Raw genomic sequence first — 22,142 nt, 5'->3', positions numbered from 1 at the left:
CCGGCGGGGTGGAACCAGTCGGAACCGCACGCACGTGGACGGGCGATGTGATGCCGCGGCGGAGCCGCCGCTCCGGCGGGGCGGGTCAGGCCTCGGCGGTCTGCGGTGCGGCAGCCTCGAGTGCCGGGAGGTCGACGATCCACCCGGCCGTACCGGCGGGGCGGAGCATGACCTGCTCGGCCGAGTCTCCGATCAGCGCCGACACGACGATCCGGTGCTCGGAGCCCGGGGACAGTCGGGTGCTGGTGGACGTGGCGGACTGCGGGCAGTCGGAGCCGACCCGCTCGGCGTCGCGGGTGGCGCCGCCGGGGCGGACCTCGGCGAGGTCCTCGGGGGAGATCGCCGCCCAGCGGTCCGGGCCCGTCTCGGCCGACGTGGTGATGGTCAGGGTGAGCTCCACGCCGCAGCCGGGCGTCCGAACAATCTTCTCGAGCTTCGCGGCGCCCAGTTCTACGCCGTCGCGGTTCACGACGGCGAACTCCCGGCCCACGCGCACGGCCTGCGGCTCCTGCGGTCCCTCGGCCACGGCCGGCGTGGTGTGCTCCGTGGTGGCCTGCTCGGAAGACGTGGCCCGAGTGGTGGTCGCGGGTGTGGTCGGTGTGGGCTCGGTGGCGGGTTGGACGCTGGTCGTGGTCGGAGCGGACAGCTCCGACGTGGTCGTGCGGCTGTTCGCAGACGGAGTTTCCGTGATCGGGGTCGTCTCAGGGACGGCAGTCGCCGACGGTGTGATCGGGGAGGCGGACGCATCGGCAGCGGCCGCGGGGCTCGTGGCGGTGCTCGCCGTGGCAGCGGTGGTCGTGCCTGCGGTGGTCGTGGCCGCAGACGGTGCAGTCCTGGTCAGGTCCATGGGGCTCGGGGCCGTCGCGAGCGCGGGCCAGTCGCCGGTCGTCGGCCGGGTGGGGGCGGTGGTGATCTCGCGGTTCACGCCGCACTCCGCGTGGGCCAGGATCATGGTCAGCGTCCACCGACCGTCGTTTCCGGATGAGGACACGACGCGGAGCCGCAATTGCGACAGGGCGTATCCCGGGGATTCCTTGCGAACGTGCTGCAGGGTGGCCGTGTAGTCGTAGCTGCCCCAGCTGCGGGTGGCGGTGGTCTCTGCATTCGCTGCCGGCAGTGCGACCCGCACCTCCTGCTCGAAGATGCCGCTGCGGCCGAGGACGATCGGCCCGTCCGAGGTGAGCGCTGCAGTGGCCTGTGTCGGTGAGCAGGTGGCGGTGGCGCGGATGGGAGCCGAACCCCGGTAGGTGACCAGGTCCAGGCCGGAGAGTCGCCCCGTGGTGAGGTCGAGAGACCTGGTCTCGGACACGGCCTGGGCGGTGGGGGTTGTGACGGCCCCGCCCGCCGACGGGCACGCCTCACGGGCGGGGTCCAGCGCGGTGCAGGAGCCGCCGACCGTGTTGAGGTGGAGAACGCCGAAGCTCGCGCTGTCGTGGGTATCGCTCACCGCGTTCCGGGTCGTGTCGGGGCTCTGGCGGAATGCGGTGACGGGCCCGACGTTGTTGTCGAGTATCGCCCGGTCCATGGATCCGAACGTCGAGACGGCGCGCGCGAAACGTGTGTCTGCGTAGGGGTTCTTGGCCGCGAACCGGGCCGCGCCGACTGCAGTGTCGTTCCAGGAGGCCTCGGTGGCACGGACGGATCCGATCGCCAGCGCCACGGTGGCGATCAGCAACAGGATGCCGGTGACGGCCATGGCCGCCCGGCGGCGGGAGCGGTGCTCAGACACTGACGGCCTCCGGATCGGTGCGCTGGTCGGACCCAGTGGACTCCTCGTCCCCGCCTCGCGGCCAGAAGGCCCAGAGGACGCCGAGCGAGGCGAGCATGGTGATCGACCCCAGGACGACAGGGTTCGAGGCCCACACGATGAAGTTCGCCATCTCGGGCACGGACCACAGGACCTTGCGGACGGTCTGCACCCGGTACGTCCCGTCGTCGGGAGTCGGGTTGGCATCGCCCTGCATGCGAATCTCCGCCTGGCCAGGCGACTGGGAGACGACCTCGATGACGCGGTGGGTGACGGGTAGACGGTCCCCGCGGTCGACGGTCACCACGTCGCCGACCCGGATCTCGCCGGCATTGATCTGCTTGACCACGGCAACCGAACCGGTCGGGATGGTGGGGGACATGGACCCGGTCTTGAACATGATCAGCGAGATGTTCATGGTGACCGCGGCGACGACCAGGCCCACCGCGACGACCCCACCGGCGGCGAGGAGGTTGGCGACGCCGCCGAGGAGGTACGAGATGAAGGTCCTACGCGGGGCGCGGTGCGAGACCACGGCGAGTTCGGTGGATGCACTGTGGTCCTGCACGGGTGCCGTTGCCATGGTCTTCACCTCAAGAGAGTGGTGGGTGGAGCGGGACGAGCGCCGCGGCGGACGCCGTGGGCGGCCGCGGTGACCGATGTGGGTCGGTCACCGCGGCCGGGGTGGGTCAGGCGACGGCGTCGTCGCTCACCGCGTTGAAGTTCCAGTAGACGGAGGCGGGCGCGATGCCGGCGGCCTTGAGACCGGCGTCCTTGTTCAGCTCGGCGCGCAGGCACAGCCACCGGTAGTCGTTCTTCTCTACGCGGGTCGTGGTGGAGGTGGGCGCTGCCAGGGTGCCGGCGTCCTTGAAGGTGACGCTCGCCGTCGCGGAGCACTGGTTGGTGGGAGCGGACGCGCCGCCACCGAGGTCCGCGATGGACACGGTGACCTGGCTCGTGAGGTTGTTGGAGGTGGCAGCCTCCTGGGCCACCGTGACGGTCGCGCCCAACTTGCCCTTGGTCTCGTGCAGACCGACCAACTGGAACACCGGCTGGGCGGGCACCAGGGCGGTGGAGGCGGGGCCGAACTTCATGGCGCCGGCTGGGGCGTCCTTGGTGAGGAACTCGCCCCAGGTGCCCTCGAAGTTGGCCTGGATGTTGAAGTCGCTGCCCTGCGAGCCGAACTGGCCGACGCCCCACGCGGTATCCGACCAGGCGGCCAGGGTCACGGCCGCGCCGACGCCCAGCACGAGGCCGGAGGCCATGACGGCGCGGACCTTCTTGCGACGGTTCGCCTTCTGGGCGGCGGGCTGGGGGGTCTGCGGCGCGGTGCTCATGCGGGAGCCTTTCAGGGGGAGGGAAGTCAACACGCGTCTGTTGACGTGACCCATTTATAGTTACTTATCTACTGGCGGGTAGCAACCGATTCGGGCCCATGTGTTCAAAAGATCACATTCTCGTCAATCCGCTGAAAAACCCTCTCCACCTGCGAATATGAGGCCCGTCTCTGGTTTGACGGTCTCAGAGGCGACCGCGCCTACCTGTTAGTTGGACATCCAACCAACCTGAGAATTGCGCCCACGCGTTCGACTCGACATCGCCTGTAACCTGCGGAAATGTGAGCACCGTGCTCGAGAGGGCGGGCGGCTCGCTGCGCGGTTCGTCCTATCCCGCCCGCTGCGGCCTGCGGCCTGAGGGACCTAGAGATCCCCGGGCAGCTTGTCCCGCCGGATGTCGCGCCACGAGGACTGGCGCATGTTGCCGTCGTCGGTGAAGCCCTGGTGCCGGACCTCCACCACGAGCTTGGGCAGCACCCATACGGCGTCGCGGCGTGCGTCGGCCGGCAACTGCTCGACGAAAGGGCTGGTCTTGCGGCGCAGCGGCTCCAACTCTTCGAGCAGTGCGCGGGCCTGCTTGTCGGTGAACCCGGTGCCCACCCGGCCGATGTAGGTCAGCCCGGTTTCGGCCGGCAACCCCAGCAGCAGCGACCCGAGCGAGCCGGAGCGCCCGCCCTTGCCCGGCTTCCAGCCGCCCACCACGGCCTCGGTAGTGGTGAGCAGCTTCTCCTTGAGCCACGCCTTGGAACGCGCGCCGGACTCATACCGGGAGTCCCGGCGTTTGGCCACGATGCCCTCCCAGCCGGCGTCCTCCGCCTCGGCCAGCGCGCGGTCGCCGGGGCCGTCGAGCACCTCGGGCACGTGCACCCGGTCCACCTCGCGCAGCGCGGGGGCGAGCAGGTCCAGTACCTCGCGGCGCCGCTCCCACACCTGCGTCCGCAGGTCCACGCCGTCCACCTCGAGCACGTCAAAGACGAACAGCTCCACCGCCGGCAGCGACGAGTCCTTGCCCTCGGCGGCGGCCTGCTTGGCCAGGGAGGCGAAGTCGGGGACACCGTCGGAGTCCAGCACCACCAGTTCGGCGTCGATCACCGCGGGCCGCTCCAGCGCGTCGGCCAGGCCGGGGAAGCCGTCGGTGAGCCAGTCCATGGAGTTGCCGTTGCGGCTCACCAGCCGGGACTGCCCGCCGGTTCCGTTGGTCGCGATGGTCACCCGGTAGCCGTCCCACTTGCCCTCGAAGGCCCACGTGTCCTCGGGAAGCTCTGTCACTTCGGCGGCGGTGGGGATCATCGGCAGCGGGGGAGCGTCCGGCCGGTCGGCCGCCCCGGACCCGGCGTCCGAGTCGGCGCCGGAGGAACCGCCACCCGCGCGCGTCTTGCTCGCGCCGCCCGATGTCGCGTCACCCGCGCGCGTCTTCCCCGCAGCCCCAGACGCCGCCTTCCCCGCAACCCCCGACGACGCTTTGCCCGAGCCGCCCGCCCGCTTATCGCCCTCCGGATACGACGACTTGGGGTTGTCGCTCCCGCCGTAGAACGAGTCCGGCGACTGGTCCTTCATGTACTGCACGATCCACTGGTTCTTCTCGGCACTGGTCCGCACCAGCACGTACCGGCCGGAGACCTTCTCCCCGTGCAGCCACACGATGATCTCGTCCTCGCGCCACTTCTCGCACTCGTACCAGCCGCGATCCCAGATGGTCATGTGGCCGGCGCCGTACTCGCCCTTTGGGATGGTGCCCTCGAACGTCTCGTAGCCCAGCGGGTGGTCCTCGGTGTTCACCGCGAGCCGACGGTCCTTGGGCTCAGTGGGCAGATTCTTAGGCACGGCCCACGACGCCAACACCCCGTGGTGCTCCAGCCGCAGGTCGAAGTGCAGGCGCCGGGCGTGGTGCTCCTGGATCACGAAGATCGGTCCGTCCACGCTCTCGCGGTCGGTGTCCACCTCGCCCTCGAACGGCTCCGGCGTCCTGCGACGATCCCGCTTGCGTCGGTATTCGGCCAGGCTGGTCACCACGGCATCCTCGCCGGCGGGTTCGGCGTCGCAGCCCTCCTCGGTCACCGCGCGGTGGGAGCCGGCGGAGTCGGAGCCGGCGCTGGAGTCGGTGTCGTCGGAGCCGGCGGAGTCGCCGTCGGTGGGGTCGGTGTTGGCGCGATCGGTGCTGGCGCGCTCGGGGTCCTCGCTGTCCTTCGACGACGACGAGCTCTTCCCGCCGCCCCCCGATTTCTTGGCCCGGGAGGCGGAACCGGTGGAGGAGGCAGACTTCTTCATGGTGGCCTTCTTCGTGGTGGGCCCTTCGAGCCCGTCGAGGAGGTCGCCGTCGGAGTCCAGCCGCCCCAGGACCTCGTCCCAGTGCAGGTGCGCCAGGCCGCCGTCGCCGAGTTCTTCCCACGTGCGGGGCGCCGCCACCCACGGTTCGGCCCGCCCGCGCAGGGAGTACGGCGCAACGGTGGTTTTGGCGCCGCTGTTCTGGCTCCAGTCCACGAAGACTTTGCCGTCGCGGATGGAGCGCTTCATGGTGGCGGTGACCAGGTCGGGGGTCTGCTTGGCGAGCGACTGCGCGATCTGCTTGGCGACCTTGGAGGCACTGGCGGCGGTGACCGCCTTGTCCAGGCGGGCGTAGAGGTGGATGCCCTTCGACCCGGAGGTCACCGGGAAGGAGTCGAGTCCCGCCTCGGACAGCAGGTCGCGGACGCGGAGGGCCACCTTCGCCGTCGTATCCAGATCCACGTCCTCGCCCGGATCGAGGTCGATCACGATCCGGCGCGTCCGGCCCGGCTCGTCGTTCTCCAGGGTCCACTGCGGCACGTGCAGCTCGAGTGCGGCCTGCTGCGCGAACCACGCGAGCGTGGCGGGGGAGTCCAGCACCGGGTAGCGCACGGTTCGCGAGGAGTGCTCGATCGCCACCCGCGGCACCCAGTCGGGCGCGTGGGAAGGGAGGTTCTTCTCGAAGAAGGACTTGTCGTCGGTGCCGTCGGGCCAGCGCTTGCGCGTCACCGGCCGCCGGCCCGCATACGTCAGCAGCAGCGGCGCGACGGCCAGGTAGTACTCCAGCACATCGGCCTTGGTGGTGCCGGTGGCCTCATAGAGCACCTTGTCGGCGTGGGTGAACCGGATGGTGCGCCCGTCGACCTCGACCGACTCCTTGGTCCCCTTGCTCGCCATGAGTCCACTCTGGCACTTGTGTCGGACACTGGCGACCGGCTCGGCATGCGGACTCAGCGGAACGTCCCAGAGGGTTGGTCCCTCGGACGGAAAGCGATCAGCCCATAACCGTGTAAACAGCCGGCACATAGGGTGAAGTGTCAACGGACGTCAATAATGAAGGGGGCCGTGTGGCCATCGATCGCGAACACGGCGTAAAGCGCGTGACAATTCGGGAACTGCTCTCGGAGGATCTGCGCATCCCGCCCTATCAGCGGCCCTATCGGTGGAAGCCGGAGACGGCCACGCAATTGCTGGACGACATTCGGTCGGCGTTCCGCGAGAACGTGAGTGGGGCAGCGGATAACAACACATCAGCCGAGGCCTCCTACGTACTGGGCGCGGTGATTCTCCACCGGGACGAGACGGGCGATCCTCCCGACGTGGTGGACGGCCAGCAGAGGCTCCTCACGCTGACGATGCTGCTGAAGCTCCTCGAGGCGTCGGACCCGCATGCCGTCGATCGCGAGACCTGGGACCACGCCGACCCGGCTGCGCCGATCACGAAGGTGTGGCGGGAGCTCGCCAGCCGCGTGAGTGCGATCGAGGACGACCGGCGCCGCCTCGCCGCCTTCACTTACGACAACTGCGTGGTGATGCGGATCGAGACGAACGACGCCGATGAGGCGTTCCGGGTATTCGACTCCCAGAATTATCGCGGGAAGTCCCTGCTACCGCATGACCTGCTCAAGGCCTATCACCTTCGGGAAATTCGCGGGGAATCCGAACTCATGAAGGTCGCGCTGGTCGAAGCGTGGGAGGCTGTCCCGGACGCGGACCTGGATCGACTCTTCTCGTCGTACCTATGGCGGATTCGGCGCTGGTCGCGGGGCATGTCGGCCCCGGCGTTCAGTACAGACCACGTCGATGAGTTCAAGGGGGTCACGGCCAGGTCTGCCAGTTCGCCGATGGCTCGGTACCACCGTGCAGCCCAGTCCGTTGTCCCGGTACTGGCGGCGTGGTCCCCGGATGCCACCGTGTCCGACAGGGACGGATTGAGGACTCGCTTCCAGTTGGAGGCACCCGTGCAGGCGGGCCGCCCATTCTTCGAGATGGTTGCGTTCATGCTGGATGAGGTTAGATCGCTACGCATCGACGGATTCGATCAGGAATGGGAGCCTTTCGTCTCATCGACGGCGAAGTACGTCGAGCGACCGGCCAAGGCGAAGTTCCGGAACGTATCTGAGTTGTACCTGGCAGCCTTGCTCTATTACACGAACAAGTTCGGAGTCGCGGATCTAGCTGAGGCGAAAAGCAGACTATTTCGGTGGGCCTATAGCCTCCGGACCACCTTGATACGGGTGCAGCTGATATCGGTGGATAACCTCGCTCGCAGCACGGAGGAGAACGCCTCCGCCTTCGGACTTCTACGGAACGCGGAACGGCCGGAGGAACTCCGTCGACTTGCCATCGGAGAATTGGGTCGAACGGATCGGCCCGATCACATGAAAGAACTCCGCACTCTTCTCGAACGCCTGGGGGCCTGATGACCGACCAGTTGACGCCTGAACTCCTGACCGTCAGAGAGCTCTTCGGGCAACGCGGAGTGCACTACGAGATCCCCATTTATCAACGCAACTACGCATGGGGTAAGGAGCAGATCGATCAGCTCCTCAACGACATCTGGAATGCATCGACGAGCAATGCCGGCGACTATTTCCTGGGCAACCTCATCGTGGCCCCGAAAGCGCAGGAGAACGGCGACGACGCCACGACCTACGAGGTAGTGGACGGACAGCAGCGGCTGACGACGTTGTACATGCTCCTGCATCGCCTGCAGAGGGACTCGGGGGTGACAAAGGAATTGATTGGCCGCGACCTCGACGCCACCTCTCAATTGACCTACGCCTCACGGAGGGCCGCATCTCAAGCCTTGCAGAACCTGTCTGCCTCTGAGCAGGACGAGGGGTCCGGCATCCTCACCGGGTACAAGCAGCTCAACGAAGGGCTCGCGCGGTTGAGCAAGGCCAGTGCTGACCTGGGAAAATTCGCCAGCTTTCTCGTCGACAATGTCTGCGTGGTGCGCGCAGCGCTCCCCGAAGCCACCGACCTCAACAGGTATTTCGAGGTGATGAACACCCGCGGTCAGCAGCTGGAGCAGGTAGACATCGTCAAGGCTCGGCTCATGAGCTACCTCGGATCCGACGATGCTGGGGATTCCGCAGGTTGGGACCTCGTCGGGCACCAACGCGCGACTCTCGCCTGGATCTGGGGCGCCTGTGCGGACATGGACCGGTACGTCCAGATGGCCATGGCCCCGGGTGACACCGATCTCAGGTCGTCGATCTTCGGGGAGAGCTGGGACCGACTTGCGGTGACGGGATTCGACGCTCTCGTCGACGTCCGTGGCCGAGGGAGGGTCTTGACGGCGACGAGTCTCGGGTCGCAGCCGCTGTCGGCGGCGATCGAGGGTTACGCCCAATTGAAGGACGAGCCCGAGAATGAGCTGCAGCAGACCCAGCGGTTTGAATCACCGATTCGCTTTACCAGTCTTCTCCTCCACGCCCTGAAGGTGATGAACGCACGCGCGGGTGACGTCGATGAGGATGACGGCCGCCTGGACGACTCCAAACTGGTGAGACTCTTCGACGACGAATTCAGGGATGCCGATCAGCGGGAAACTCGCGTGAAGCGGTTCATGGAGACGTTGCTGCAGTGCAAGTTCGTTCTGGACAACGCCATCCTCAAGCGGGAGTTCGTGGGTACGCATGTGGAGGACGGTGCGTGGTCACTCAAGCGTCTCGCCCTGGGCGAGTCGAAAGGACCCGGAACGAGTAAGAAGGTCAGCCCGAAGTACCCCCGCGCGTTCTCCCCGACAGGGGAGGAATCCGACGACCAGGTCGAGGTAGCGGCAGGAGACCCGACCCGGGACGTCCTCCTTCTCCAGTCACTGTTGCGCGTCACTTACACCTCCCCCAGGAACATGCACTGGATCACCCGGGTGCTGCGCCTCGTCGATCCGTCGATGCCCCGGCAGCAGGTGGGCCGGATGGTCGCCGATGAACTCCGAAACTACATCCGCGGCAAGGTGCGGGAGTCGATGCCAACCGATTCCGGGCCGTTCGGCTTTGCCATCGAGCGGATCGTCTACACCTACCTGGATTATCTGCTGGTCCAGGGCCATGGATCCGAGGCCGTCCGAGACACCAGCTTCGAGTTCCAGTTCCGCAACTCGGTGGAGCACTTCTTCCCGCAGTTTGCGAACCGCGACAATGCGGGCTGGGACGCGCTTGCCGGCAGTGACGATCGGCTTCACCACTTCGGCAACCTGGCCCTTGTCAGCGTGAGCGCCAACTCGAAGTTCAGCAACGAACTGCCGGCGAGCAAGGTCCTCAAGGAGGGCACCATCAAGCAGAGTCCGAAGCTCGTGTTGATGGCGGCCGAGGTCACGGCCAATAACGGGGTGTGGGACGGGCATTCCATCGAAAAGCACCATCGGGAGATGGTGGCGATCCTCAACGACGATCTCGCACAGCTGAGCGGCGGTGAGGTCGACCGTTCGCAGAGCTGAACGACGACGAGGGCCCGTACGACCGGCGGCCGGTCCCGCGCTTCGTGCGCGGAACCGGCCGCCGTGGCGGTTGCAAGTGCCGTGCGCCTACCGCGTGAAGTCGATGACCAGCCGCCCCCGAGTCCCACCGGCTTCGAGTCGCTCATGCGCCCGCCACGCGTCCTCGGGCGCGTAGCTGTCCGCAACGCGGAGGGTGACGACGCCGTCTTCCGCCAGCTGCCGCAGCTCGTCGAGCTTGCTCTGCTCCTTGGCCATATCGGCCACGCTCACGGCATGGACCTTGAGGTCGCGGCTGCCGTCGCCCTGGTACCACCGCACGGTCGCGACCCCGCCGCCGGTCTTGACCGCGGGGAGCACGGCGGCGTCCTGCACGGCTCCGTCGAAGAGGCCGTCGACGCCGTCGGGGTAGAGCTCGAGGATGCGGTCGGCGACGCCGTCTCCGCGGCGCACGATCTGATCGGCGCCGAGCGACCGCACCAGCTCCTCGTCGGCTTCGGACGCATCGGCCACCACCACGAGGCCGGCGTGCTTGGCCAACTGCACCACGTACCCACCGGTGGATCCGGCCGCGCCGGTGACCGCGAGCACCTCACCGGGCTTCAACCCCAGCAGGTCGAGAGCGCGCCGGGCGGTGAGCCCGTTCATCGGAAGCGTCGACGCGGCGACGTCGTCGGCATCGCGGGGTGCGGCGGCGATCGACTTTGCAGGCAAGACGATGTCCTCGCGGTACGCACCGTGCTCGTCGCGGGGGACCACGATCCCCATGACACGGTCGCCGACCGACAGGGAGGTCTGGGCGTTCTCGCCGATCTCGACGAGTTCTCCGGCGATGTCCATGCCCGGGACGTCGGCAGCTCCACGCGGGGTTCCGGTCTTCGAGCGAGAACCGTTGCGCGTGTAGGTGTCGGTGGGGTTGATGGTGGCGGCCGTGACGCGCACGCGAACGTCGGTCGGCCCGAGTTCCTGGGCGGGGACGTCGACGACCTGCAGGGCGTCGGGGCCCCCGTAGGTCGTCACTCCGACGGCGCGGACGGTGCTGGTTGAGACGGTCATTGTTCCTCTTTCCCGCGGGACCCGTAAGTCGGGACGGCTCCGCTGGATTGGTGGTACGAGTGACTGCTTCCCCGCCGAGTAACCACGCGCCCCCGAGGAACATTCCGGCCGGGCCCCCGGTCCCTCGCCCGAGAAGGGTGAGAGCCCCGAGGGTGACGACGACGACGGCAACCCGTCGCGCGACCGTCACCGACACCCGCGTGGCCACGTCGCCCGTCAGGCGTGGCTACTGATGAGGTCGTCCATCGACCGACCCGATTGCTTCGACCACAGGCTGAACGCCGCGCTGGTCATGGCGGCGGCCGCGTAGAGGGCGGAGGCCAGCCCGTGCTCGCCGATCGCGGTGCGCATGCCGGAGGTTGCGTCGCAGTCGAGCAGGACCGCATCGCACAGGCCGGCCATGCCGTCCGGGGCGTCAAGAAGCCGTGCGCTGTCGCGGACCGTGGCGATGACGGCGGCGGGCAGCTCCGGCGCCACCGACTGGGCGAGCTGGGCGAAGCGGGAGGCCACGGTCAGGGCGTCGGGGATCGGCGGGGGAGAGGCGTCGGCGGTCAGCTCCAGGGTCTCTAGGAGCTCGCCGGCGGCCGAGGTGTCGCCCCGTTCGTGGGCGTAGAGAACGGCCCGGACCTGCTCGACGGCGGCTTTGTGGCGCTGCTGCGCGCGTTCCATGCCGGCCTGGAGGTCGGCGACGGTCGCGGTCTGTAGGTCGACGCCTTCTCGGACCAGGAGCGGGGCGAATCGTTCGTACTGTGCGCGCTGTTCCGGGGATGCCATGGCCCCATTGTGTCCCCTCGGCGCGAACAGGCCCACGGCGCGTCGGCCGTCACGGCGAGGTCCGCCCCCCGGTCAGAGGACCCCGGACAACCCCCCGATCCCTCGCCCGAGGAGGGTCAGAGCCCCGAGGGTGACGACGACGACGGCGACCCGTCGCCCCACCGTCGCGGACACCCGCGTGGCCACCGCGCCACCCAGAAGAATGCCGATCGGAACCATCGCCACGACGAGCCCGATCACGCCGATCGGCGGCAGGCCGGAGATCGGCGCCGCACCGAGGCCGACCTTGGTGATGACGGACGTCGCGCCCATGGTGAAGAAGATCGGCTGCAGGGTGGCGGCGAAGGACCGCTGGTTCCAGCCCGTCGCCTGCGCGTAGACGAGCATCGCGGGCGCGGCCACGCCCACCGCGGTGTTGAGGAATCCTCCGGCCGTGCCGGCCACGGCAGCCGGCCACCGGCCGCCCACCTGCGGGATGCGCACGAGAGCTGTGAAGACGAGCGTGCCCAGCAGAGCGGCGCCGATCACCACCTCGAGCCAGCTGCGGTCGGCAGCGCCCACGAGGAGGGCGCCGGGCACGGACCCCACGACGATCAGCGGCGCGAGGCTCACGTACCGCCGCCAGTCGATGTCGCGCCACAGCGTGATCGCAATGAGGGCCGCGGAGACGGTGGTCGTGATGTTGGTCAGCAGCACTCCGGCGACGGGCCCCAGCAGCAGCGCCAACGTCGGCGAGACCACCAGCCCGACGCCCATCCCGCTGACCCGCTGCAGGACCGTGCCCAGGATGACGGACGCCGCCGCGACCAGCAGGAGGAGGGGACCGACGTCGGCGGGCATGCACCACAGCATTCCAGGTGCGTCTGCCTGCGACCGGCGGCGCCACACGTCCCGATATCGCATACTCATCCCATGCGATCCATCTGGAAGGGCGAGGTCTCCTTTGGTCTGGTGAACGTGCCGGTCAAGGTGTACGCGGCGACGGAGGACCACGACCTGCACGCGCGGCAGGTGGACAAGAAGGACGGCGTCCGCATCCGCTACAAGAAGGTGCGGGATGACAACGGCGAGGAGGTCGAGTTCGCCGACATCGCCAAGGCATACGAGTCCGAAGAGGGCGAGATGGTCATCCTCACCAAGGACGACCTCGCCAGTCTGCCGGTGGAGCAGAACCACGAGATCGAGGTGACGGAGTTCGTCCCCGCCGACCAGGTGGACCCGGTGGCGTTCGACAACGCGTACTTCCTGGAGCCGGCGTCCCGCTCCAACCGGGCGTACGTGCTGATGCGCGAGGCGCTGCAGCAGACGGACCGCCTCGCCATCTGCACGTTCACGCTGCGCAACCGCACTCGCCTCTGCGCCCTGCGGGTGTACAAGGACGTGCTCATGCTGCAGACGCTCCTGTGGCCCGACGAGATCCGCCCGGCGATCCTCGAGGGGCTGGACAAGGAGGCCAAGGTCCGGCCGCAGGAGGTCAAGATGGCGGCGTCGCTCATCGAGACCATGGCGGCGGACTTCGAGCCGGAAAAGTACGAGGACGACTACCAGAATCAGCTCAAGGAGTTGATCGAGGCCAAGGCTGCCGGCGGTGAGGCGTTCACGGTGGAGGAGAAGGACACCTCGGGCGACGATGACGGCGACGACGAGGTGGCCGATCTGCTCGCGGCGCTGCGGGCGAGCGTGAAGGACCGGGGCGGTAAGGCGGACGACGCCGACGACCAGGACGACGACGAGGACTCCGGCTCCGGGAAGAAGTCGTCGGCCAAGAAGAGCAGCTCGAGCTTGGCAAAGAAGTCCCCGGCTAAGAAGACGGCGGCGAAGAAGGCTCCCGCCAAAAAGGCAGCGGCAAAGAAGGAGCCGGCGAAGAAGGAGCCGGCCAAGAAATCAGCGGCGAAAAAGTCGACGGCCAAGAAGTCGACGGCCAAGAAGACCACTGCTCGCAAGGCTCCCGCCAAGAAGTCGGCCTAACCCAACCGACAGCGGCGCGATCCAGAGTCATCCGCAGCGCTCCTCCCGGTGTGGTGGCAGCAATCAAGCTGAGCCCGCACCGGGGCTGTGGAGCGGGAGTGCGGAATGGTTGGTCAGCTCGAGAACGGTCTCGCCGCTGGTGTCGGCGAGTTCTGCGGTTATGGTGACTTTCGCATCGCCGCGTTCGGGTCGTGGAGTCGTTTCTTGCATTGTCAGGTGTCCGGTCAATGTGGTGTCCGGCCGCACCGGCCGACGGAACTGAATCTCGAAACTGCGTCCCACCCCTCCCGTGCAACGGGACCAGAAGGCGGGCACGGCCAAGCGCTGGTAGATCGCCAGGGTGTGTAGTCCACTGGCGATGACGCCACCGAGCGGGGTTGTCGCGGCTGCGGTCGGGTCGGTGTGGATGAACACCGGATCCCACTGTCGTGCGTAGGTGACGATCTCCTCCTCGGTGATGGTGTAGCTCCCGAGTGGGATTAGTTGGCCGGGTTCGAGATCGTCCGCGTAGTAGATGTCGGTCATGTCGCCCTCCCACGAAGTCGGACTATCGGCGGTTCCGATCGTCCGGACTCCACTCTGAACTCAGCCGAGTCGTGGCGTCGATTACCTGGGAGGTCATGGAGCCGGGTCGTTCACTGGGACAGACTTGTCCCATGACGACGAACACCGGCACCGCCGCCCCTGTTTCTGTCGGCGCACTGCTCCGGAAATGGCGCATGCATCGGCGAGTGAGCCAGCTCGAGTTGTCCAACGAGGCCGCCATCTCCACCCGCCACCTCAGTTTCGTGGAGACCGGGCGGTCCCAACCCAGCCGGGACATGGTGCTTCGGATTGCGGAGCACCTCGATGTCCCCTTGCGAGACCGCAACCACTTGTTGATGGCTGCCGGCTTCGCGCCGCGCTACTCCGAGAATGACCTGGATTCTCCCGGAATGGCATCGGCTCGGACTGCGGTGCGCGAGATTCTCGCAGCCCACGAGCCGTACCCGGCCCTGGCGGTGGACCGGATGTGGAATGTGCTCGAGACCAACGCTGCGGTCGGTGTCCTCACCCAGGTCGTCTCCCCGGATCTGCTCGCCGAGCGACCACTCAACGCGCTGCGCATGACGCTGCATCCGGAGGGCATGGCACCTCACATTGCCAACCTCTCTCAGTGGCGAGCATTCGTGCTCGGCGGACTTCGCCGGAGTGCCCTGGCGTTCGCTGACACCGAGATGCTCTCGCTACACGACGAGCTGGCCGCCTACCCCCACCACGGTTCCGACGACCAACCGCAGACAGACGCCGATGCGAATCCCGTGTACGTTCCGCTGCTCGTACAGGTCGGCGATGCGCGTCTGTCGTTCTTGGCGATGATGGCAACGTTCGGAACCGCTCTGGATGTCACATTGTCCGAACTGGTCATCGAGACGTTCCTTCCCGCTGACGCCGCCACCGCCGCTTACCTGGCGCGTCACGGGGTATGAGCTGGAGCTCCCACTTCACGGGCTGGGAGATGACGTCGGCCAGGTAGCGGCGGTAGTACCGGGCGGAGCGCTCGACGAACACCTCCATCGCGGCCTCGGCCGCGTCCGGATCACGGGGATTTCGAGCCGGAGAAGTGCGAGGAGGACTACCAGATCCAGCTCAATGAGCTCATCGAGGCCAAGGCGGCCGGGGGAGAGGCGTTCACGGTCGAGGAGCGCGAGGAGGCCAGCGACGACGACGGTGACGACGAGGTCGCCGACCTGCTGGCCGCCCTGCGGGCGAGTGTGAAGGATCGCGGGGGAGACGCGGGCTCCAGCGACGACGATGACAAAGACGACGAAGACGACGACGAGGGCTCCGGCTCCGGGAAGAAGTCGTCGGCCAAGAAGAGCAGCTCGAGCTCGGCGAAGAAGACCCCGGTCAAGAAGACGGCGTCGAAGAAGGCTCCGACCAAGAAGTCGGCCTAGCTCCCACCGACAGCCGCGCGCCCCAGAGTCATCCTGCTGCGGTATATCCCGTGCGAATGATTCTGGAGCGCGCGGTTACATGCGATGGCCGCTGGCGCGTAGTGACGTCAGCTCCACTTCTCCACGAATGCCAGGGTCGCGGTGTTGGCGGTGTCGGGATCCGAGGCCGTGAGGAAGTGCTGGCCGCCGTCGACGATCTGCAGTTCGGCGGAGGGGGAGGTGGTGAACCGCGTGATGCCGTCCTCGGCGTTGGCCACCGAGTACACCTGATCGGCCGTGCCCTGGAGCCACAGCACCGGGCAGGTGACGCCGTCGAGCCGGGCCTCGAGGCCGTCGCGGTCGCGGAGGTTGACCGACGCGGTGCGCAGGCGATGCCGGCCGTCGTCTCCGCGATAGTTGGTGCGGTAGGTGTCGAGCCAGAACTGCTTCCCCGCGTCGGAGACGTTCTCGCCGAGGTCGGCGGCGAGGACGCCCAGGACGAAGTCGTCGTCGACCACCCAGTCGTCACCGACGGGGGCCGCGAGCGCGTCGATCGCCGGGCTGCAGAAGTCGGAGCTGTCCCAGCAACCGCGTTCCATGCTGGCCTGGCTCTCGTAGTCCATCGACGTCCCGACGACCACAATGCCGCGGATCGCGTCGGGGTCGAGCAGCGCCATCCGGGTGACGATCCACCCGCCCTGCGAGGTTCCCAGGGCGAATGCGGTGTCGATGCCCAGCGCGTCGAGCACCTGAAGGTTGGCGATCGCGCTGTCCCAGTAGGTGAAGTGCCGGTATCGCGATCGGGTGGCGCCGTGGCCGTACGGCTCGATCGCCAGCAGGTTCATCCGTGAACTGAGCGTCTCGTCGGCGAACTGCGGGCGGTACAGCTCAACGGAGGTGGTGAACGAGTTGGACATCACCAGGCCAGGTGTGGAATCTCGATGGTCTGCGTGGTCATGGTGGTCCTTCGTGAGGGAATACGGAGGTGTTGGTTGACAATAAGACGCGATCGACTCGCACTGCTGACGAATCAACAGGTTGGCCGGGCCCGTCTGTATGCGCTGCGTGAGGCGGAGGCCCGCCCTGACGGGCCCTGATTAGTTAGGCATGCATACAAACTTGACAGTTGTGTAGTAGCTATTCTGCGGATAATGTCGCTGGCGGTCGGCGGCGAAGCCTTATCCCCCCTCGAGGTGTCGCTGGCTCCGCAACGATGCGGACTACGCTGACCGCCTTCGGTCGCGATCCTGCATCGTGCGCGACAGAGTCGCCGGCGGCTGCGGGCTCCCCCTCCGCGGCCCCGGCGACTCAATCGTCTTGAGCTCATTAGTTGTACGGTGCCGACCCGGTGGCGTTTGAGAATCGGCTGGGACACCAGCGCCCACGGAGGCAATGCACCTATCAGCTTTCTGCCCAGTGCCCCGTCGGTCCGCCACTCCCGGCGGCTACGTGCCGCGACGCACACACGCTCAACAGGCTGGCTTGATGAACGCCTTGAGGTAGCCACCCGTCTCGTGCAGCAAGGCGTCCTTCCTCGACTTGGACAGCGGCCGGGGCGTGTCGGTCACGTAGATGGCTCCGTCGAAGCACTGCTCGAAGTACATCCGCACTCGCGACACGTGACCCCAGTAGGTCACCACCAGCAGTGAGCTGTACTCGCGCTCGCGGGCGATGCGGGTGGCGGCGGTGGTCTCACCCTCGGTGGTGTCCACGTCGGGGGCAAAGCACTCGACGTCGATCCGACGACCGTCGCGGGCAAGCACCGGGGTGGAGGCGCAGTAGGAGTCGATTGCGGCGGCGTAGCGGCCGGTCCCGCTCGGCGGCTGGGAGACGAGGATGTGGTCGGTCACGCCCTCTTCGGCGAGGCTGCGGGCGTAGACGTAGCGGTCGTCGTGGGAGCCGGCCACCACCACGATCGCATCGACCCGCTCCGGCGAGTCGACCTGCGGAAACAGCACGGCCCGCGCCGCGATCAGACCGGTGACTACTAGACCCACCACCAGGACGAGCGCCAGCACCACGATGATGCGGCGGCGTCGGGAGCGTGGTCTCACGGATACAGGCTACGGAGGCCTTCCCAGCCGGGGGCACCGGCGTCCGGCTGCCCCGGGCCCCTGTCTGTCGCGTACTCATCCCATGTGATTCATCTAGACGGGCGAGGAGGTTCTCCGACTTCGCCAAGGCGTACGAGTCCGAGGATGGCGAGATGGTCATCCTCACCAAGGAGGGCCTGGCCAGCCTGCCGGTGGAGAAGTCCCACGAGATCGAGGTGACCGAGTTCGTCCCGGCGGACCAGGTGGATCCGGTGGCCTTCGACAACGCTTATTTCCTGGAGCCGGCGTCGCGATCGAACCGGGCGTACGTGCTCATGCGCGAGGCGCTGGAGTCGACGGACCGGTTGGCGATCTGAACGTTCACGCGGCGTAACCGGACCCGGCTGTGTGCGCTGCGGGTGTACATGGACGTGCTGCTGCTGCAGACGTTGCTGTGGTCGGATGAGATCCGCCCGGCGATCCTGGAGGGCCTGGAGAAGGAGGCGAAGGTCCGGCCGCCGGGGGAGAGGCGTCCAAGGTCGAGGACCGAGAAGACGCCGACGCTGCGAAGATGACGACGACAAGGAGTGGCTTCCACCCCCGGCTGTGGGCCATCTGGGTGGCGGAAATGGGTTCGACTTTGGTGGTGTCGGCGTCGGGAGCAAAGCGCTAGATCTCGATGCCCCGCCCGTCGAGTGCGAGGACGGGCGTGGCGGCGCAGGTGGACTCGACAGCGATTGCGGGTCGCCCAGAAGACTCTCGCGGCCAGGTCAAGAAGATGCGGCCCCTCACCCCAATCTCAGCGTGATGCCGGGCGAGACCGGCCCGGCAGTCCCTAGGCCCGCCACCACTATTATTGCGTCGACTGGCGCGGAAAAGATGGCCCAGGGGTGGAGTTCTGCGCTGGCGTCGGACATGCCCGCAATCGCCGTACCCGCAGGGAAAGTGTCGCGACAACAAGCGTTCGTCAGCGGCGGCGGGGTCGGCGTCTTTCGGGGACGAGACCACATAGCCGACTGAGAACGCGCATGAACGAGCGGGCCGCCCCGTGATCCGTTTAAGTGAATCCATGTTAATCGTGCGAACGACGAGTGTTGAGACGGTCCTCAGCAAAGTAGTGTCAGCGTCTGACCCGATTCGCGTCCGCTGAACCGGGTCGCTTCCGTGTGACTGGCCTCAAGGAAAGGACCCTGGAGTGGATCTGCGGGAACTGTTGTCCGTGCTCCGTGCCCGCTGGATCGTCATCGTGGCGGCCACACTCATCGGCGGGCTTCTTGGGCTGGGGGTGAGTCTGCTCACCACCCCCACTTACCAGGCGAAAGTCCAGTTCTACGTGACCGTGGCAGCGGGCGACAGCGCCGCTGCTGCCTACCAGGGCTCGCTGGGTGCACAGCAGCGTGTGCAGTCGTACGCCGCGCTAGTCAAGAGCACGGACATTACCCAGCAGGTGGTGGACGCTGCCGCGGCTGATCTCACCGCGGATCAGGTGGCGAGCGCGACCACAGCCACTGCCGACGCGAAGACGGTTCTTCTCAATATCGCTGTGACGGATTCTGACCCCCAGCGCGCATTGCAGCTGGCGCAGGGCTTCGGCGAGGTCCTCCCAGAGGCGATCAACGGACTCGAGACCCCGGATGGTGGCGGGCCCGCACTGGCCAAGCTCACCGTAGTCAATCCTCCCGCTATGCCTACCGATCCCGTGGCACCTAAGACTGAACAAAACGTGGCGATCGGTCTCGTCCTTGGTCTGCTCGCTGGCGTTGGTTTGGTCTTGCTAGTCAACACGCTTGATCGCAGGGTCAAGTCGAACGAACAACTAGAGGGGCTCGCGGGCAAGCCCGTGGTGGGATCGATTCCGTTCCGTAAGAAGGAGGACAAGGAGAGGGGTGCCGAGCATATTGTGCCGTTTCGTGAAGGACACTCACCGGCAGCAGAGTCCTTCCGGCGACTGCGAACCAACCTTCAGTTCCTCAACGTTGATAACCCCCCACGGGTATTCGTGTTGACCTCGTCGGTGGCGACCGAGGGTAAATCCGAGACGGCAGTCAATCTCGCAATTGCGCTCGCCGAATCGGGCAACCGGGTCCTTCTCGTAGAGGCGGACCTCCGCCGGCCACTGGTGGTTAACTACATGTCCATGCCGGACAAGGTGGGTCTGACCAATATCCTCTCGGGCCAGGCCGAGTTCGCCGATGTCGTGCAGGAAACGCGACATGACGGAGTTGACTTGCTGGCGTGCGGTCCACTGCCGCCCAATCCTTCCGAACTACTCGCGTCGGAGGTCGCGCGACAACTCTTCGGAGATCTGCGCGCGGAGTACGACTACGTAATCATCGATTCGCCGCCGTTGCTTCCTGTGACAGACGGTGCTCTCCTCGCCAGGATCACCGATGGAGCCTTGCTTGTGGTGCGTTCGCATCGCACGACCAGCGACCAGGTCGGCCATGCCGTGGACAACTTGGAGAAGGCAGACGCAACTCTTCTGGGCATGGTGACGGTCGCAAACAAGCCGGCCAAGAAGGGCTCTAGTGGCTACTACGATTCGTACTACTACTCGTCCAAGAAGTCCTCGACGACTGAGGAGTCTTGAGTGCGCGCTTCAGCCGAAAGCGCTCGTTACCTCCGGGAGGACTTGAGATGACTGCAGACGCTCGCTTCGACAAGGATAGAAAAAAGGGTCGTCGATCCATCGGGCTCGGTACTTCACAGTGGCTTGTCGTCGATGCGGTCATATGGACAGGCATGTTCATCGTATCGCTGTGGATGCGATTCGATTTTTCAGTGGACGAACTCGCTCGGTCCCTGGGGATGGGACGTTTCTATCTGATCCTCGGCGCACTCATCGCGCTTTCCTGGGTTATCGGGTGGCTTACTGGGCTGTATCGTGGGCGGTACGTGCCCGGCAGCGTGCTGGAGTCCAGTGTCGTGACGTTTGTCTTTTCTGCGGCTGCAATTGTTGTGTTCCTTGGTCATATTCTGACTGGCCAATACGACGGAGTTCCCCGGTCGACGCCGATCGTAACTGGAGCATTTACGATCCTTGGTGCACTGGTCCTTAGGTCGCTGGTGCGACGGAAGAGATTGTTCGGCGCTGGAGCGACCAAGGACGCGGAGCGCGCACTCGTGTTTGGCGCCGGAGACGGCGGCCTCCAGCTCGTACGGCAACTGCGACGTTCTGAAGTGTCGCAGCTCAATCCTGTGGGTATTCTCGACGACGACGCCAACAAGCGCCACATGGTGATCGAGGGCGTTCGAGTGCACGGTGGGCGCGACAAGCTCGAAGAGCTTGCTAGAAAGACTAGCGCCACAACCTTACTTCTCGCGGTTCCAAGTTTGCCCAGTGAGGAGCTTATCGATATTCGCGACCGGGCAGAGGCTGCTGGGTTGCATGTCTTGGTGCTGCCCCCCCTCGATTCCATGATGAAGGGCAGGGTCACTGCCGATGAGCTTCGAGAAATCAATGTGAACGATCTTCTCGGTCGTAAGCCAGCGCAGCTCAATCAGACTCAGATCGCTGAGTACCTCCGCGGTAAGCGTGTCATGGTGACCGGCGCCGGGGGGTCTATCGGATCGGAGTTATGCCGCCAGATAAGCAGGTTCCGGCCTTCTGAGTTGATGATGCTGGATCGAGATGAGTCTGGGCTGCATGCAGTTCAGCTTTCGATCAACGATCAAGCAATGTTGGATGGAGACGATACTCTGCTAGCTTCTATCCGTGACCGCGGAGCGATTATGCGGATATTCGACGAGCGTAGACCGCAGATAGTCTTCCATGCGGCAGCGCTTAAGCATATGCCACTATTGGAGTCATACCCACTTGAGGCCCTGAAGACAAATGTGCTGGGTACACAGAATCTGCTAGATGCCGCTGAGACGTATGGCGTAGAGACTTTCGTAAACATATCGACTGATAAGGCGGCGAATCCCTGTTCGGCGCTCGGCACGAGTAAGAGAATCGCTGAGAGGATTACCGCAGCGCGCGCAATTCAAGTAGTTGGAGACAAAAAGTACGTTTCAGTCAGGTTCGGAAACGTTCTGGGGTCGCGCGGGTCGGTGTTGACAGTTTTTGAAAAGCAGATTAGAGATGGCGGTCCGGTGACTGTTACTGATCCCGATGTGTCGCGATTTTTCATGACCATTCCCGAGGCTTGTCAACTCGTACTTCAATCCGCGGTCGTTGGCGCTTCTGGTGACACTCTTGTTCTGGATATGGGTGTTCCTGTAAAAATTGCGGAAGTCGCACGCACTCTGATTGAACAGTCCGGCAAAGACATAAACATTGTGTATACTGGGCTTCGTCAGAACGAGAAGCTTAGTGAAGAGTTATTCGATGATAGTGAAGTCCCGGTGACCGGCGAGTTGCACGAAGCGCTCTCGGTCGTGAGAGTTCCGCCCTTGATGAAGCTGGCAGAACTACGTAGCAGCGACGCCGGTGATTCAGTGGTCAGAAGGTGGTTGGTTAAGTGGTCCTATGAGTAACGTACCGGATTGACGGTGAGCGTCGGTGGGTCGGATCTGTGCATCCTACGTGTGCGCTTCTCTCATTAGACTCAGGCAGGTGCGGGCAGTGAAATTGAACCAAGAGCTCGATGCTTCAGTTAA

Annotated in this window: 17 protein-coding genes and 1 pseudogene; 8 read left to right on the top strand and 10 right to left on the bottom strand. The window is 65.8% G+C overall.

Annotated features, from left to right (window positions below):
- Window positions 1–85 precede the first annotated feature (85 nt).
- The 4 genes from VZF99_RS12680 to VZF99_RS12665 form a co-directional block, all read right to left on the bottom strand.
- Window positions 86–1,729: a hypothetical protein gene (locus VZF99_RS12680; protein WP_407334955.1), complete on the bottom strand. Its 1,644-nt coding sequence runs from the start codon at window positions 1,727–1,729 to the stop codon at window positions 86–88.
- Window positions 1,722–2,330, bottom strand: coding sequence for a signal peptidase I (locus tag VZF99_RS12675; RefSeq protein ID WP_407334954.1), 609 nt, complete (start codon window positions 2,328–2,330; stop codon window positions 1,722–1,724). The genes VZF99_RS12680 and VZF99_RS12675 overlap by 8 nt, the downstream gene beginning before the upstream one ends.
- Window positions 2,331–2,436: 106 nt before the next feature.
- Complete coding sequence (locus tag VZF99_RS12670; RefSeq protein WP_271799400.1) at window positions 2,437–3,084, bottom strand: SipW-dependent-type signal peptide-containing protein; 648 nt, start codon at window positions 3,082–3,084, stop codon at window positions 2,437–2,439.
- A 363-nt stretch (window positions 3,085–3,447) separates the two neighbouring features.
- Complete coding sequence (locus VZF99_RS12665) at window positions 3,448–6,246, bottom strand: ATP-dependent DNA ligase (protein WP_407334953.1); 2,799 nt, start codon at window positions 6,244–6,246, stop codon at window positions 3,448–3,450.
- Between the two features lie 170 nt (window positions 6,247–6,416).
- Here VZF99_RS12665 and VZF99_RS12660 point away from each other — a divergent pair, with 170 nt between their 5' ends.
- Together VZF99_RS12660 and VZF99_RS12655 are read left to right on the top strand one after the other, a co-directional pair.
- Complete coding sequence (locus tag VZF99_RS12660) at window positions 6,417–7,772, top strand: DUF262 domain-containing protein (RefSeq protein ID WP_407334952.1); 1,356 nt, start codon at window positions 6,417–6,419, stop codon at window positions 7,770–7,772.
- Window positions 7,772–9,796 carry a DUF262 domain-containing protein gene (locus VZF99_RS12655; protein ID WP_407334951.1) on the top strand — a complete coding sequence of 675 codons (2,025 nt, stop codon included), beginning with the start codon at window positions 7,772–7,774 and terminating at the stop codon, window positions 9,794–9,796. Before VZF99_RS12660 ends, VZF99_RS12655 begins: the two co-directional genes overlap by 1 nt.
- An 87-nt stretch (window positions 9,797–9,883) precedes the next feature.
- On the opposite strand, the gene VZF99_RS12650 is transcribed toward VZF99_RS12655, so the two are convergent.
- The 3 genes from VZF99_RS12650 to VZF99_RS12640 all read right to left on the bottom strand — a co-directional run bounded on the left by VZF99_RS12650 (window position 9,884) and on the right by VZF99_RS12640 (window position 12,463).
- Window positions 9,884–10,849: an NADP-dependent oxidoreductase gene (locus VZF99_RS12650; RefSeq protein ID WP_407334950.1), complete on the bottom strand. Its 966-nt coding sequence runs from the start codon at window positions 10,847–10,849 to the stop codon at window positions 9,884–9,886.
- A gap of 216 nt (window positions 10,850–11,065) precedes the next feature.
- Window positions 11,066–11,623 carry a hypothetical protein gene (locus tag VZF99_RS12645; protein WP_407334949.1) on the bottom strand — a complete coding sequence of 186 codons (558 nt, stop codon included), beginning with the start codon at window positions 11,621–11,623 and terminating at the stop codon, window positions 11,066–11,068.
- Between the two features lie 72 nt (window positions 11,624–11,695).
- Window positions 11,696–12,463, bottom strand: coding sequence for a TSUP family transporter (locus VZF99_RS12640; protein WP_407334948.1), 768 nt, complete (start codon window positions 12,461–12,463; stop codon window positions 11,696–11,698).
- 72 nt (window positions 12,464–12,535) lie between these two features.
- Here VZF99_RS12640 and VZF99_RS12635 point away from each other — a divergent pair, with 72 nt between their 5' ends.
- Window positions 12,536–13,591 carry a Ku protein gene (locus VZF99_RS12635; protein ID WP_407334947.1) on the top strand — a complete coding sequence of 352 codons (1,056 nt, stop codon included), beginning with the start codon at window positions 12,536–12,538 and terminating at the stop codon, window positions 13,589–13,591.
- A gap of 63 nt (window positions 13,592–13,654) precedes the next feature.
- Here the strand turns inward: VZF99_RS12635 and VZF99_RS12630 are convergent, their stop codons facing one another.
- Window positions 13,655–14,116, bottom strand: coding sequence for a MaoC/PaaZ C-terminal domain-containing protein (locus VZF99_RS12630; RefSeq protein WP_407334946.1), 462 nt, complete (start codon window positions 14,114–14,116; stop codon window positions 13,655–13,657).
- 131 nt (window positions 14,117–14,247) lie between these two features.
- Between VZF99_RS12630 and VZF99_RS12625 the strand changes: the two genes are divergently transcribed.
- Both VZF99_RS12625 and VZF99_RS12620 read left to right on the top strand, forming a co-directional pair.
- Window positions 14,248–15,060: a helix-turn-helix domain-containing protein gene (locus VZF99_RS12625; protein WP_407334945.1), complete on the top strand. Its 813-nt coding sequence runs from the start codon at window positions 14,248–14,250 to the stop codon at window positions 15,058–15,060.
- Window positions 15,061–15,345: 285 nt separating this feature from the next.
- Complete coding sequence (locus tag VZF99_RS12620) at window positions 15,346–15,528, top strand: hypothetical protein (protein WP_407334944.1); 183 nt, start codon at window positions 15,346–15,348, stop codon at window positions 15,526–15,528.
- A gap of 107 nt (window positions 15,529–15,635) precedes the next feature.
- On the opposite strand, the gene VZF99_RS12615 is transcribed toward VZF99_RS12620, so the two are convergent.
- Both VZF99_RS12615 and VZF99_RS12610 read right to left on the bottom strand, forming a co-directional pair.
- The gene (locus tag VZF99_RS12615; protein WP_407334943.1) at window positions 15,636–16,424 is read right to left on the bottom strand and encodes an alpha/beta fold hydrolase; all 789 of its coding nucleotides are present in this window, start codon (window positions 16,422–16,424) and stop codon (window positions 15,636–15,638) included.
- Window positions 16,425–16,976: 552 nt separating this feature from the next.
- A complete protein-coding gene (locus tag VZF99_RS12610; RefSeq protein WP_407334942.1) occupies window positions 16,977–17,561 on the bottom strand; it encodes an ElyC/SanA/YdcF family protein in 585 nt (194 codons plus the stop codon).
- Window positions 17,562–17,671: 110 nt separating this feature from the next.
- On the opposite strand from VZF99_RS12610, the pseudogene VZF99_RS12605 reads away from it, so the two are divergent.
- From VZF99_RS12605 to VZF99_RS12595, 3 genes and pseudogenes are all read left to right on the top strand, one after another.
- Window positions 17,672–18,058, top strand: a pseudogene (locus VZF99_RS12605) (Ku protein); the annotation flags it as partial.
- A 677-nt stretch (window positions 18,059–18,735) separates the two neighbouring features.
- Entirely contained in the window at window positions 18,736–20,130 is a 1,395-nt protein-coding gene (locus tag VZF99_RS12600; protein WP_407334941.1) for a polysaccharide biosynthesis tyrosine autokinase, read from the top strand.
- Window positions 20,131–20,177: 47 nt separating this feature from the next.
- The gene (locus tag VZF99_RS12595; RefSeq protein WP_407334940.1) at window positions 20,178–22,019 is read left to right on the top strand and encodes a polysaccharide biosynthesis protein; all 1,842 of its coding nucleotides are present in this window, start codon (window positions 20,178–20,180) and stop codon (window positions 22,017–22,019) included.
- Window positions 22,020–22,142: the final 123 nt, after the last annotated feature.

Origin of the sequence: Dietzia kunjamensis, assembly GCF_045689975.1 — a bacterium.
In the GTDB taxonomy this organism is placed as follows: Bacteria; Actinomycetota; Actinomycetes; order Mycobacteriales; family Mycobacteriaceae; genus Dietzia; species Dietzia kunjamensis.
Note: the sequence above shows the minus strand (reverse complement) of the source record. Positions and strands in the feature narration are given on the sequence as shown.